Below are 13,533 nucleotides of genomic sequence, written 5' to 3' on the forward strand. Positions count from 1 at the left end.
CAGAAGATCGGCGGAAATTCGCAGCCGGCGGATCATTCCGCTACGGCCAGGGCAGGTTGGTCAAACATCAGGGTGATGACGAAGGCCCGTCGCGGCAACGTGTCGCGCGCCTCCATGGTCAACGCTCCGGTGCGATCGAGCAAGGATTCCAGTGCGATGGCGCCATAACGGATCTGCGCATCGTTGGCGCTGCACAACTCGCGCGCCATGTAGAGGCCCAGGCCAGTGCCTTGGGCGTCATTCGTGAAGAACGGCTCGAACAGGCTGCGCTGCTGCTCGGTGGGCACTTCCGGGCCGTCGTTCCAGATCACGAGTTCGGCGTGGGTCTCGTCCAGCGCGTAGGCTGCCAGCTGGATCGAACCTGGCACACGGCGGCAATAGCGCAGCGCGTTGTCGAGCATGTTGCCCACCACCTGCTGCAACTGCGCCGGGTCGAAGAGCACGGGCTTGTCCAGGTCGACCGCCACGCGCACGAGGTTCGGGTTGATCTCGGTCGCTTCGCCTGCGCGGCGCAGGGCTTCGGCACGCCAGCGCTCGACCACTTCCGGTAACACCTGCGCCAGTTGCACGCGCACGCGTTCGCCACGCGGGCGGCGCGAGAGCATCAGCACGTCGGCGACCACCTGGTCGAGCCGGCGCACGTTGTCGCGGATGATGCGCAGCAGGCGCGTCTCCACGCCCGAGCTTTCCAGGCGGACATGTGTACCGCCATCATGGCCGTCGCCCGGGTCGTCCAGCAGTTCGGCGGCCTGGCTGATCGCAGCCAACGGGTTGCGGATCTGGTGCGCGACGCTGGCCACCAGCCGCCCCATCGAGGCCAGCTTTTCCTGCTGCGCCTGCTCCGCCACACGCTCCCAGCTTTCCACGTGGACCAGCACGGTGTCATGCAACTCGTGGCGCAGAAACGCTTCGTCATCCACAGACCAGCCCTGCGTGATCGCCTCGGCCGATGGAATGCGAGGACGCATCTCGCCGCCCTCGCCCGGCAGGCCCAGGCCGATCGAGCTGACAAGGCTATCCATATAGACGCTGCGCAGGTTGGCCAGGCTCGGCAGGATGAAGCGCAAGCGCAGCCGGGCGCTCAACATGGCGCGGCCACCCCGGCCGCCCGAGGCGATGGGCAGCAGGTCGAGAATGCGCGGTGCATCGTCGTCACCGGTGCCATCGGCGGGGCGGCTCTTGCGGCGCAGCCACTGACGCAGCGTTTCGAGCAGCGGACGCAGGTGCGGCACGTCCTTCAGGTCGAACAACATCGCACCGCTGCCGACAAACGCGCTCTGCGGCACGCCCAGCAGCATGGCTGCGGCCGGGTTGGCGGCAACGACGCGGCCGTCGGCACGCACCAGCATCACGCCGTCCTGCATGTCGTAGACCATCAGGCGGTTGACGAGCTGTTGCAGGCGCAACTCCCGCTCGCGGGCCATCGTCAACCGTTCCTGCGCAACCTGACGGTGCGACAGGCCGTACATCATCGACGCGGCCATCATGTAGACCAGGCCGTACAGCCCGGCGGATGCCAACCCCGGCGCAATCACGCCCTCGCGCATCATCTGCAGGAACGGATCGGTCAGCACCACGATCGACGCCACTGCCGCCGTGAACAGCGCGAAGAGCAGGCTCGTGAGCGCACCGGCGGCCAGCACCGGCACCAGCAGTACCATTGCCACGCTCGCCGACAGCCGCGAGAGCGTGGCGTATGCCAGCCCCAGAAAGAGCAGATCGAGCACCACATCCAGCCGGACGCGGAATTGGAATCGCGTGCGCCACCAGCCGGCTGCGGCAAGGATGAGCAGGGCCATCGCCAGATACGGCAGCGTCAGGCTGAGCAGCGCTTCGCTATTGGGCAGGCCGGCTGCTTCGTTGTGCTCGCGCGGCACCATCACGAACAGCAACAGCACCAGCGCCACGGCGGCGCGGCTGAAGGCGAAATAGCGCAGCAGGCGCCACTGGAACTCAGGCGGATCAGGCTCCAGCCAGACTGATCGGAGTGCGCGCCAGGCGTTCAGGCGCGAGAGCAGCCTGCGGGCGGTGGACGGTGTTGCCCGCGCGTCACCCGACGCGTCGGGCGTCATGTGTTGCCCCGGTCAGCATGCTCGGGGCAGCGATAGCGGCCGCCCGGCAGCGCGATCATGCCGGTGCGCGGCGCGTGCACGCCGCACACGGCACATTGCTCGATGGGCTGAGAGGCCTCGGGCTCAGGCGTGCGCTTGGCTGAGCCCTGTCCGCCCGAGGCTGTCTGGCGCTGCCCCGAGGAACGGGACGAACGCGTCCCCAGGCGGCTCAACCACCACCAGCCGGCGAGCAGCATCAGGATCAGCAGGACGGGACGGGACATGGGGAACTGACAAGGACAAGTAACGGCGCAGGCGCCAGGAACGCACTAGGCGCGATGCAGGATGACTTCGAGCACGAAGCGGCTGCCCACGTACGCCAGCATCAGGATCGCGAAGGCCGCCATCACCCAGCGCAGCGCCACGCGTCCGCGCCAGCCGCGAAAACGCCGACCGATCAGAATGCCGCCGAACATCACCCACGACAGCACGGCAAAGATATTCTTGTGATCGAAATGGAAAGCGCTGTGAAACAGCTGCTCGGAGAACAGCACGCCCGAGGCGATCGTCAGCGTCAGCAGAACGAAGCCCGCCCCGATCAGCCGGAACAGCAGTTTTTCGAGCGTGAGCAGCGGCGGCAGCAGATCCAGCCAACGGCCGAACCCGCTTGCCTCCGGGCGGTTGATGGTGTGCAGGCGGCGCTCTGCAGCCAGCATGAGGATCGCGTGGAATGCCGCTAGCGTGAACAGCCCGTAGGCGACGTTGGCAATAGCGAAGTGCAGCTTGAACAGGGGGCTGGCCGCATAGCCGAGAATTTGCGTGCCCGGAAAGGCCAATGGCAGCAGACTTCCGACCAGCGCCACTGGCATCACGAGCAAGCCGAGGCCGGCCAGCGAGAAGAAGAGGCTTTCGATCCAGAAAATGCCCACGCCCAGCCACAGCATGGCCGACAGCGCATAGGCAAAGCCAAATATCATGGCGCTGGCCGGGAAGATCGTCTCGTGCAGCAGGAACCCGTGCGCGATCAAGGCGGCCAGCAGACCCCAGCGCCACCAGCCCGGGACAGTGTCAGCAGCCCCCGGAGGCGGCGGAACGAGCACCGTGGCACCCGGCGACTGACCGCCTGCCGCCATGGCTCCCGCCGGCGCCCGGGCACCCAGTCCACCGCGTCGCGCCCACGCTACCGAAGCGAGGATGCCGTAGAGAAGCGCCGTCAGCGCATACAGTACAATTGCCATTTGCACAGTTTACCGCAGCGCACCCCAGTTTTGGCTGGGGCCCGCCCCCCGCCGAAAGCCTCGTTGGGCGGCAACGCAACATGCGCGCATTGAACACATTCCCAGCCGGTGCGAACCAAACGCGCCCCGGCCGCCTCTTCATCCCGTCCCCAATTCCGGATTCCTGTCACTGTCATGCTGGATAACCTGACCCAACGGCTCGCGCGCGTGGTCAAGACCATGCGCGGCGAAGCGCGCCTGACCGAAGCCAACACCGCCGAGATGCTGCGCGAAGTTCGCATGGCGCTGCTCGAAGCCGACGTGGCGCTGCCGGTCGTGCGCGAATTCATTGCCCGCGTCAAGGAAAAGGCGCTCGGCGAAGACGTCATCACAAGCCTTTCGCCGGGCCAGGCGCTGGTCGGCATCGTGCAGCGCGAGCTGACGGCCATCATCGGCGGCCAGGAAGCGCTGGAAGGCGTCGGCAGCAACATCATGGGCGGCCGCGCCGCCGAGCTGAACCTCAACGTCACGCCGCCCGCGATCATCCTGATGGCTGGCCTGCAAGGCGCGGGCAAGACCACCACGGTCGGCAAGCTCGCCAAGTGGCTCAAAGAGAACAAGAAAAAGAAAGTGCTGACGGTGTCGTGCGACGTGTATCGCCCTGCCGCCATCGCGCAGTTGAAGACCGTTTCCGAGCAGGTTGGCGCGGACTTCTTTCCCTCGCAGCCCGACCAGAAGCCGGTGGACATTGCCGCCGCCGCACTGGACTGGGCCAAGAAGCACTACCACGATGTGCTGATCGTCGATACGGCCGGCCGCCTCGGTATCGACGAGGCGATGATGCAGGAGATCGCCGCGCTGCACGCCAAGCTCAAGCCGGCCGAAACGCTGTTTGTGGTCGATGCGATGCTCGGCCAGGATGCCGTCAACACCGCCAAGGCCTTCAACGACACCCTGCCTCTGACCGGCGTGGTCCTGACCAAGCTCGACGGCGATGCGCGCGGTGGCGCGGCGCTGTCGGTGCGTCACATCACGGGCAAGCCGATCAAGTTCGTCGGTGTGGCCGAAAAGCTCGACGGGCTGGAGCCGTTCTACCCCGACCGCATGGCCCAGCGGATTCTGGGCATGGGCGACATTCTCGCGCTGGTGGAAGAAGCCCAGCGCGGTGTCGACATGGAAGAGGCGCAGAAGCTTGCGGCCAAGATCAAAAAGACCGGCGGCTTCGACCTCGAAGACTTCAAGGCGCAGATCGGCCAGATGAAGAAGATGGGCGGTCTGGGCGGCCTGATGGACAAACTGCCTGCGCAGTTCGCACAACAGGCCCAGGGCGCCAACATGGACCAGGCCGAAAAGCAGGTCCGCCGCATGGAAGGCATCATCAACAGCATGACGGCTGCCGAGCGCGCCAAGCCTGAGCTCATCAAGGCAAGCCGCAAGCGCCGCATTGCCGCCGGGGCGGGCGTGCAGGTGCAGGAAGTCAACCGTCTGCTCAACCAATTCGAGCAGATGCAAGGCATGATGAAAAAGCTCAAAGGCGGCGGCATGATGAAGATGATGCGCGCCATGGGCGGCATGAAAGGCGGCATGAAGGGGCTGCTCGGCGGCCGCTGAGCGGGCTCCCCCCCCTCCTGAATCGCACTTTTGATCGACACACCGAACCGTTTCACCGAACCGAAAAGATGCTGAGCGCAGAACAGGCCCGCGAACTCTGGGCCAACTCCGAAGAAATCGTCAGCGAAGACGCCGTGCGCGGCTCGCTGGACCGCATGGCCGAAGAGATCACCGAGAAGATCGGCGACACGTTCCCGATGGTGCTGTCCGTGATGGGCGGCGCGGCGGTCTTTACCGGCATGCTGCTGCCCAAGCTGGCCTTCCCGCTGGAGTTCGACTACATCCACCTCTCCCGCTACAACAACAAGACGGTGGGCGGCGAGATGCAGTGGCGCGTGGCGCCGCGCGAGTCGGTCAAGGGCCGCACGGTGCTGGTGCTCGACGACATCCTCGACGAAGGCGAGACGATGGCCGCCATCCGCTCGCGCATCATCGACATGGGTGCCGCGGAGTTCTATTCCGCCGTGCTCTGCGAGAAGACGCTCGCCAAATCGAAGCCGCTGCACCCTGACTTCTGCGGCTTCAACGTGCCTGACCGCTACGTGTTCGGCTGCGGAATGGACGCCAAGGGCTACTGGCGCAACCTGCCGACCATCCGCGCGCTCAAGAACACCTGAGGCAGCACCGCAGCAAACAAAAAGGGCGACACCTCAGTCGCCCTTTTTTGTTGCCCGCGCGTGGTTCAGAGTTGATGCGCGAATGTGCGGATGCCCTTGAGCAGCATCTCCACCGAGATCGCCACCAGGATCAGCCCCATCAGCCGCTCGAACGCCATCACCGTACGCTCCCCTACCAGGCGCTGGATATGCGTGGCGCTCAGCAGCACCACCGCGCACACGGCCATCGTCGCGCATAGCGAGCCGACCCACGTCCACATGCGCCCGGGCGCCTGTGACACCAGCAGCATCACCGTGGCCATCGCCGACGGCCCCGCGATGGCCGGAATCGCCAGCGGCACGATGAAGGGCTCGCCTGTGGGCTGCGACTCGGCAGCACCTTCACGCGGGAAGATCATCCGCAGCGCGATCAGGAACAGCACGATGCCGCCTGCAATCTGCAGCGACATGTCGGTCAGGCTCATCATGCGCAGGAAGCTCTCGCCGAAGAACATGAAGACGAGCAGCAGCACGAACGCAATGCCGACCTCGCGCAGCACGACGCGGTTGCGGCGCTCGGGAGCGACCGGCCGCAGCGCCGAGATGAAGATCGGAATGTTGCCGAGCGGATCGGTGATCAGCACCAGCAGAACGGTCGCCGAGAGAAACGTGTATTCCATCGCCGACGTCGCTCAGGCGCCGCGACGATAGGGACGTTCACGCAGCCATTTGGTGGCGATCCACTTCTCACCACGCTCGACCGGCAGGCCGGCATGCAGCGTGTCCTCGTCCAGCGTGCCGTCGGGCCGCTTGTAGACGAAGAAGACGGCGTTGCCCTTGACCGGCGCCACCTCCAGCCCGAGCTTCGGAAAGCCCGTGGCACCGCCGGCCTGCACGCTGTTCAGGTAGATGACCATGGTCGCCACGCGCTGACCGCCCACTTCAAGCTGGCGTGCCTCGCCGCTGCGCCCGGGGTTGAAGAAATCGAAGTGCGGCTGGTATTCGCCGCCGGGCTGGTAGTTCAGCACCTGGAAGCCCTCGCCGTGTTCGACCGGCACGCCCACGGCCTGCGCGATACGCACTTCGATCTTGGCGATCAGCGGATGCTCGCCGACCTGGAACATCCCGCCTTGGCTGGTCCGGGCCGAGATCAAATTTTCCTCGCCCGTATCGGGGTTCACGACGGGCGAACGCTTCAGGCGATTGCGCCCGATCGCGATCAGCTCGTCACACTCGGCGTCCGACAGAAAGTGCTGGAACAGCACGATGCGCGGCGTCTCGATCGCAAACAGGATGGGGATGTCGCCATCGGCGGTATGCACAGCGTTGCTGTTTTCGACCGCCTGGTCGGCAGCGGAGGTCGGAGCGGGCGCCACAATCGGGGCGGGCGCGCGCGCAGTCAGCGCCTCATCGACGACACGGCGCGCGAAGGCACGGTCGTAGCCGGATTGCACCATCGAAGCCACCAGGGATTCGGCCTCAAAGCCTTCGGTCACGTGACGCTGCAGCCAGTCGCGCAGCGCGTCAGACATCGTCGCGTACGGTTGGGTGGTGGACATGCGGGATGGAGATGCGGGCGAGCGAGAAATGGCCCTATTGTAGGCCGACCGTTCGCCGGCGGAAGATCACGAACCGCCAGCCGGACCGCCAGCAATACGCAGCGGCGAGAACGGATTGCGCGCCGGCACTTCCGGCAGCGCCTTGGCACGCGGCGTGGGCACAGCGGGCTCGGCAGGCACCGGCGCCGACACCGTCATCGCGCTCGACTCCTGATATTGCCAACGCTTCCAGGCCGCCAGCACGGCATTCGGATACTGCGGCTGACCGCGGCTGCCGTTGTAGCGGCCAAGCGCCAGGTACAGATTGCCGCCTTCCATGTCGAGGTAATGACGCAGGATCGTGCAGCCGTAGCGCAGGTTGCTCTGCAGGTGGAAGAGCTTGCGCGAGTCGTTGTCGCCGATGCTGCGGGTCCAGAACGGCATCACCTGCATCAGGCCCATCGCCCCGGCACTGCTGATGGCGTACTTGCGAAAGCCGCTTTCCACCTGGATGAGCCCGAGCACCAGCGCCGGGTCCAGGCCAGCACGCTTGGCCTCGTAATACGCCGTCTCGATCAGTTCGACGCGTACCGACGCCTGCGGGATCTTGCCCGACATGCGCACCGACATCTCCGCCAGCCAGCGCAGGTAGCCGAGTTGCTCGTCGTTGCTGGCAAAGACCGGGCGCAGCGGACGGCTGTCGGCCACCGCGGCAGACAGCGCGCTGCGCACGGAGTCCGCCAGGTATTCCTCTTTCTGGGCGCCGCCCACGCCAGCTGCGTGCCCGCGAGCAACGTCCCCGCGCACAGCGCAGTGACGATCAGGCGGGCGGAAGACAAGCGGCGCATGCGGGTCGGTCCGGTTGTTGCGTTATTGTGCGAGACGCGCCTTCAGCGTAGCCAGCACGTCGGCGGGCGCCACGGCGGTGGCGGCTTCGTCTCGGCGGCCCTGGAATTCCAGCTTGCCTTCCTTCAGGCCGCGGTCACCCACCACCACGCGGAACGGCACGCCGATCAGCTCCCAGTCGGCGAACATCGCGCCGGGGCGCTCGCCGCGGTCGTCCAACATCACGTCGATGCCGGCGGCGACCAGCTCGGCGTGCAGGCGGTCGGCTTCCTCGCGCACGGCGTCGGACCGGTCGTAGCCCACGGGGCAGATCACCACCTGGAACGGCGCGATCGATGCCGGCCAGATGATCCCGCGCGCATCGTAGTTCTGCTCGATGGCCGCACCCAGGATGCGCGTGATGCCGATGCCGTAGCAGCCCATCACCATCGGCTGCGTCTTCCCGTTCTCATCGAGGAACGTCGCATTCATCGCCTCGGAGTAGCGCGTGCCCAGCATGAAGACGTGACCGACTTCGATGCCGCGGCAGATCGCCAGCGTGCCCTTGCCGTCCGGCGAGGCGTCGCCTGCCACCACATTGCGCAGGTCGTAGACCTCCGGCTCGGGCAGATCGCGGCCCCAGTTCACGCCAGTGAAGTGGTAGTCCTCTTCGTTGGCGCCGACCACGAAATCGCTCATCGCGGCCGCCGTGCGATCGGCCACCACCTTCACGGGCAGCTTCGTGCCGACCGGACCCAAATAGCCCGGCCGCGTGCCGAACGCACGCAGGATTTCGCCTTCGGTGGCAAAGCGGAAGTCGGCAAGGCCCGGCACCTTCGATGCCTTGACCTCGTTGAGTTCATGGTCGCCGCGCAGCAGCAGCAACCAAATCTGGGGCTCGCCGCCCTCGACTTCGGTGGCCAGCACGATGGATTTGATCGTGCGCTGCAGCGGAATACCCAGTTGCTCGGCCACGGCCTCGCACTTGGCGCGGCCGGGCGTATGCGTCTTGGTGAGCGCTTCGGTGGCAGCGGCACGCGGTGCGGCCGGGGCGACGGCTTCAGCAGCCTCGATGTTCGCGGCGTAGTCCGAATCCGGGCAGTAGATGATGGCGTCTTCGCCCGTGTCGGCAATCACGTGGAATTCGTGCGAGCCCGATCCGCCAATCGCGCCGTTATCGGCCGCCACGGCGCGGAATTCCAGGCCAAAGCGCTGGAAGATGCGCGTGTACGCGTCGTACATCTTCTGGTACGACACCTTCAGGCCCTCGGCGTCGCGGTCGAAGGAGTACGCGTCCTTCATCGTGAATTCGCGGCCGCGCATGATGCCGAAACGCGGGCGGCGCTCGTCGCGGAACTTGGTCTGGATCTGGTAGAAATTGACGGGCAGCTGCTTGTACGAGCGAATTTCAGTGCGGGCGATGTCGGTCACCACCTCCTCCGACGTCGGCTGCATGACGAAGTCGCGCTCGTGGCGATCCTTGAAGCGCAGCAGCTCGTCGCCCATCTTGTCCCAGCGGCCGGTCTCCTGCCACAGCTCGCCCGGCTGCACCACCGGCATCAGCACCTCCACCGCGCCGGCGGCATTCATTTCCTCACGCACGATCTGCTCGACCTTGCGGATCACGCGCAGACCCACGGGCATGTACGTATAGAGGCCCGCGCCAAGCTTCTTGATCATGCCGGCACGCATCATCAACTTGTGCGAGACGATCTCCGCGTCAGCGGGCGCTTCCTTGAGCGTGGAAATGAAGAATTGGGACGCTTTCATGCGACTGACAATAAGGGATGACGCGACCAACCAAAGCCGCGAAAACAAGGGCAAAAGCCACCGGAATCAGGAGATGAGACGAGGCGCCAGGCGCACATTCGCGCAATCGGCACCCCTCCCCCAGGAGGCGCGAGTGAGCGGCAACATTTCGGCTTCTGTGACAGCCGAGCGACGGGCCGCTCTATAATCGGCGTAATTCTAAAGTATTCGAGGTGCAGTCATGCTCGATCGTGAAGGCTTCCGCCCGAACGTCGGCATCATCCTCATCAACGCAAGAAACGAGGTGTTCTGGGGCAAGCGCATTGGCGAGCACTCCTGGCAGTTTCCACAAGGCGGCATCAAATACGGCGAAACGCCCGAACAAGCGATGTTCCGCGAACTGCACGAAGAAGTCGGCCTGTTGCCAGAACACGTCCGGATCGTCGGTCGCACGCGCGACTGGCTGCGGTATGAGGTGCCGGACAAGTTCATCCGCCGCGAAATACGCGGCCACTATCGGGGCCAGAAACAGATCTGGTTCCTGCTGCGCATGGTCGGTCGCGACTGCGACATCCAACTGCGTGCTACCGAGCATCCGGAATTCGATGCTTGGCGGTGGAGCCAGTACTGGGTGCCGCTCGAAGCCGTCATCGAGTTCAAGCGCGAGGTGTATCAGCTGGCGCTGTCGGAGCTTTCGCGCTTCGTGCAGCGTCAGACCCGCGCGCCGCTCTCGCCCTACGGGCGCGGCGGCCAGCACCGAGAGCGCGACGGACGCGACGCGCGCGATAGCCGCGAACGCTCCAGCGACCAGGGCGGCCGGAACGAACAGCACGCCCAGCCGGCCCTGACCGTCACCACCACGACGGTCATCGTCGAGACGGTGAGCGTATCCGCGCCGACCCCCTCCTCCCCCAACCCTGACGACACGGCTCCCAAGGACAATTCGTGAATCTGATGACGACGACACGTGGAGCGCGCCGCGCTCTCGTGCCGCTCGCGCTGGCGGCTGCGCTGGCGCTGACGGCATGTGGCCATAACCGCACCGGCGACCTCGAAGACAAGCTGTTGATGGACCCGTTCAACGACAAGCCCTTCAAGGAAGACGCCGTCACCTTCCCGGCCCCGCCAGTCGATCGTGATGCCGTGCCATTCGATGTGGGCGGCCGAAGCGACTCGCCGCTGCGCTTCGCCATCGATCCGAAATCGGTGTCGATCGGCAAGGACAACGTGGTGCGCTACACCGTGCTGATCACCAGCAAGACCGGCGCGCGCAACGTGAACTACGAAGGCCTGCGCTGCGACACAGCCGAGCGGCGCATCTATGCAACGCTGCGCAACGATACCAACCAGTGGATCGGTAACCGCGCGGTCGACATGAACGAAACGGCGAATACCGAGTCCGCCAGCATGAACGCCTACAAGCCCGCCACGGATTGGCAGCGTGTCGGCAATGGCGGGCCGACGGACTATGCGTCGGCGCTGATGCGCTCGTACTTCTGCGACGTGCGCTCGGTAGCGGGAGATGGGAAGGCTTCTAAGCTAGTGCAGCGGCTGGGGCAGAGTGGGCGGTATTTCGGGCCCTGAGGGGCAGACACCGGCATACCGCGTGCGCTCAAGCACAAAGGCCAACCTCGCAAGGTTGGCCTTTTCTATCGATGCTCAGCCGAGTGGCTGGATCAGAGCAGCACTAGGTTATCCCGGTGCACCAGTTCCGCAGCGCTGACGTAGCCCAGCACCGCCTCGATCTCGGAAGATGCCTTGCGCGCGATCAGCCGAGCCTCTGCCGATGAATAATTCGTCAGCCCGCGGGCAACTTCCAGCCCCGCCGCATCCACACACGAAATCACCTCGCCGCGCGCAAACTCGCCCTGCACTTCGGTCACGCCGATCGGCAGCAACGACTTGCCGCCGGCAGTGAGTTTCTCGACCGCACCGGCATCCAGCACCACGCGACCGCGCAGCTGCAGATGGTCAATCATCCACTGCTTGCGTGCCGCCATCCGCCCGGTCGGCGCGCGAAGTTGCGTGCCAATGGCCTCACCGCTCGCCAGTCGCGCAAGCACATCAGCCTCGCGACCCGAAGCAATGATGGTGTGCGCGCCCGATTTGGCCGCCCGCTTGGCCGCCAGAATCTTCGTCAGCATGCCGCCCTTGCCGATGCTCGAACCGGCGCCGCCGGCCATCTGCTCCAGGTCCGGCGTACCGGCCTGCGCCTCATCGACAAAGCGGGCGCCCGGGTCCTTGCGCGGGTCGGCGGTGTACAGGCCGCGTTGGTCCGTCAGGATGATCAGCGCATCGCCTTCGATCAGGTTGGTGACAAGCGCGCCAAGCGTGTCGTTGTCGCCGAACTTGATTTCATCGGTGACGACGGTGTCGTTCTCGTTGATGATCGGCACGACACCGAGGCTCAGCAGCGTGAGCAGCGTGGAGCGTGCGTTGAGATAGCGCTCGCGATCGGCCAGGTCGCCATGCGTGAGCAGCACCTGGGCCGTGCGGATGCTGTGCCGCGCGAACTCGGATTCGTACACCTGCGCCAGCCCCATCTGCCCGACGGCGGCGGCGGCCTGCAGCTCGTGGATTTCCTTCGGGCGCTTGGCCCAGCCCAAGCGCTGCATGCCCTCGGCGATGGCGCCCGAGCTGACCAGCACGACTTCCTTGCCCGCCGCCCGTAACGCCGCGATCTGCGCGGCCCAGCGGGCAATGGCGGCCTGATCGAGGCCACGGCCGTCGTTGGTAACCAGGCTGGAACCGACCTTGACGACAAGGCGGCGCGCATCGGCAATCAGCGAATGCAGGGCCATGGTGGGCGCGTCTCCGAAGGATGTTTGTTGTGTTTAGGCTTGATCGTCGTGGTCGACGTTGTGCAGTGTCGGGTCCAGACGCTGGTCGGGTGCGGCTGCGGCTGCATCCTCTTCGGCGCGCAGCTCGTCGAGGTATTCCTGGATCGCGTGCACAAGCGCCTGCGTGCCATCGTGCGTCAACGCAGAAATCCGGTGCACCGGGCCCTTCCACTTGAAGCGCTTCACGAAATCCTTCACGCGCGCCTCGCGTTCGTCCTCGGGCACCATGTCGAGCTTGTTAAGCACGAGCCAGCGCGGCTTGTCGAAGAGTTCAGCGTCGTATTTCTTCAGCTCGCCGACGATCGCCTTGGCTTCGGCAACCGGGTCGACGCTCTCGTCGAACGGGGCGAGATCCACCACGTGCAGCAGCACGCGCGTGCGTTGCAGGTGCCGCAGGAACTGGTGACCCAGACCGGCGCCTTCCGCTGCGCCTTCGATCAGGCCAGGGATGTCGGCCACCACGAACGATTTCGACGGGCCCGTCCGGACCACGCCCAGGTTCGGGTGCAGCGTCGTGAACGGGTAGTCGGCAATCTTCGGGCGCGCGTTCGAAATGGCGGTGATCAGCGTCGACTTGCCGGCATTCGGCATGCCGAGCAGACCCACGTCGGCCAGCACCTTCAACTCCAGGCGCAGGTTGCGACGCTCACCGGCCTTCCCGTCGGTCTTCTGGCGCGGAGCGCGGTTAGTGCTCGACTTGAAGTGGATGTTGCCCCAACCGCCTTCGCCGCCCTGCGCGAGGCACAGGCGCTGGCCGTCGATCGTCAGGTCGGCGATCAGCTCTTCCGTGTCGGCATCGTAGATGGCCGTGCCCACCGGCATGCGCAGGGTAATGTCGTCGCCAGCAGCGCCGTAGCAGTCCGCACCACGGCCGTTCTCACCGTTGCGCGCGAGATGCTTCTTGGCAAAGCGGTAGTCGATCAGGGTGTTGATGTTGCGGTCAGCCACGGCCCACACGCTGCCGCCACGCCCACCGTCGCCGCCGTCGGGCCCGCCAAACGGGACGAATTTCTCGCGGCGCATCGAGGCGCTGCCGTTGCCGCCGTCACCAGCGATCACTTCGATCCGGGCTTCGTCGATGAACTTCATGGAGGTCTCCGCCCGTG

At 65.6% G+C, this 13,533-nt stretch carries 12 protein-coding genes and 1 pseudogene; 4 read left to right on the forward strand and 9 right to left on the reverse strand.

The genetic code is table 11. The features are described 5' to 3' along the window. Window positions 1-32 precede the first annotated feature (32 nt). The 3 genes from BEK68_RS12245 to BEK68_RS12255 are packed head-to-tail and all read right to left on the reverse strand — an operon-like array spanning window position 33 to window position 3,289. On the reverse strand, window positions 33-2,072 hold the full coding sequence (locus tag BEK68_RS12245; protein ID WP_004632997.1) for an ATP-binding protein: 2,040 nt from the start codon (window positions 2,070-2,072) through the stop codon (window positions 33-35). Then, window positions 2,069-2,335 carry a hypothetical protein gene (locus tag BEK68_RS12250; RefSeq protein WP_004632999.1) on the reverse strand — a complete coding sequence of 89 codons (267 nt, stop codon included), beginning with the start codon at window positions 2,333-2,335 and terminating at the stop codon, window positions 2,069-2,071. Before BEK68_RS12250 ends, BEK68_RS12245 begins: the two co-directional genes overlap by 4 nt. 45 nt (window positions 2,336-2,380) lie before the next feature. Beyond that, on the reverse strand, window positions 2,381-3,289 hold the full coding sequence (locus tag BEK68_RS12255; RefSeq protein ID WP_012436450.1) for a cytochrome C assembly family protein: 909 nt from the start codon (window positions 3,287-3,289) through the stop codon (window positions 2,381-2,383). 174 nt (window positions 3,290-3,463) lie between these two features. On the opposite strand from BEK68_RS12255, the gene ffh reads away from it, so the two are divergent. Both ffh and BEK68_RS12265 read left to right on the forward strand, forming a co-directional pair. Then, window positions 3,464-4,879: a signal recognition particle protein gene (gene ffh, locus BEK68_RS12260; protein WP_012436451.1), complete on the forward strand. Its 1,416-nt coding sequence runs from the start codon at window positions 3,464-3,466 to the stop codon at window positions 4,877-4,879. A gap of 68 nt (window positions 4,880-4,947) precedes the next feature. Continuing rightward, window positions 4,948-5,496 (forward strand): hypoxanthine-guanine phosphoribosyltransferase, encoded by a 549-nt coding sequence (locus BEK68_RS12265; RefSeq protein WP_004633004.1) that lies wholly within the window; start codon window positions 4,948-4,950, stop codon window positions 5,494-5,496. Between the two features lie 65 nt (window positions 5,497-5,561). Here BEK68_RS12265 and BEK68_RS12270 read toward each other — a convergent pair whose 3' ends face one another. The 4 genes and pseudogenes from BEK68_RS12270 to BEK68_RS12285 form a co-directional block, all read right to left on the reverse strand. Continuing rightward, window positions 5,562-6,155: a MarC family protein gene (locus BEK68_RS12270; RefSeq protein ID WP_012436452.1), complete on the reverse strand. Its 594-nt coding sequence runs from the start codon at window positions 6,153-6,155 to the stop codon at window positions 5,562-5,564. Window positions 6,156-6,167: 12 nt separating this feature from the next. Then, complete coding sequence (locus BEK68_RS12275; RefSeq protein ID WP_012436453.1) at window positions 6,168-7,034, reverse strand: 2OG-Fe(II) oxygenase; 867 nt, start codon at window positions 7,032-7,034, stop codon at window positions 6,168-6,170. Window positions 7,035-7,100: 66 nt separating this feature from the next. Then, window positions 7,101-7,861, reverse strand: a pseudogene (locus tag BEK68_RS12280) (lytic transglycosylase domain-containing protein). Between the two features lie 22 nt (window positions 7,862-7,883). Further along, the gene (locus BEK68_RS12285) at window positions 7,884-9,608 is read right to left on the reverse strand and encodes a proline--tRNA ligase (protein WP_004633012.1); all 1,725 of its coding nucleotides are present in this window, start codon (window positions 9,606-9,608) and stop codon (window positions 7,884-7,886) included. A 220-nt stretch (window positions 9,609-9,828) separates the two neighbouring features. On the opposite strand from BEK68_RS12285, the gene BEK68_RS12290 reads away from it, so the two are divergent. Then, window positions 9,829-10,536: an RNA pyrophosphohydrolase gene (locus BEK68_RS12290; protein ID WP_012436454.1), complete on the forward strand. Its 708-nt coding sequence runs from the start codon at window positions 9,829-9,831 to the stop codon at window positions 10,534-10,536. 5 nt (window positions 10,537-10,541) lie between these two features. Beyond that, window positions 10,542-11,171 (forward strand): CNP1-like family protein, encoded by a 630-nt coding sequence (locus tag BEK68_RS12295; RefSeq protein ID WP_012436455.1) that lies wholly within the window; start codon window positions 10,542-10,544, stop codon window positions 11,169-11,171. 92 nt (window positions 11,172-11,263) lie between these two features. Here the strand turns inward: BEK68_RS12295 and proB are convergent, their stop codons facing one another. After that, window positions 11,264-12,388 (reverse strand): glutamate 5-kinase, encoded by a 1,125-nt coding sequence (proB, locus tag BEK68_RS12300; RefSeq protein ID WP_012436456.1) that lies wholly within the window; start codon window positions 12,386-12,388, stop codon window positions 11,264-11,266. A 33-nt stretch (window positions 12,389-12,421) separates the two neighbouring features. Then, on the reverse strand, window positions 12,422-13,516 hold the full coding sequence (gene obgE / locus BEK68_RS12305; RefSeq protein ID WP_012436457.1) for a GTPase ObgE: 1,095 nt from the start codon (window positions 13,514-13,516) through the stop codon (window positions 12,422-12,424). Window positions 13,517-13,533: the final 17 nt, after the last annotated feature.

This window comes from Ralstonia pickettii (assembly GCF_001699815.1).
Taxonomy (GTDB): Bacteria; Pseudomonadota; Gammaproteobacteria; order Burkholderiales; family Burkholderiaceae; genus Ralstonia; species Ralstonia thomasii.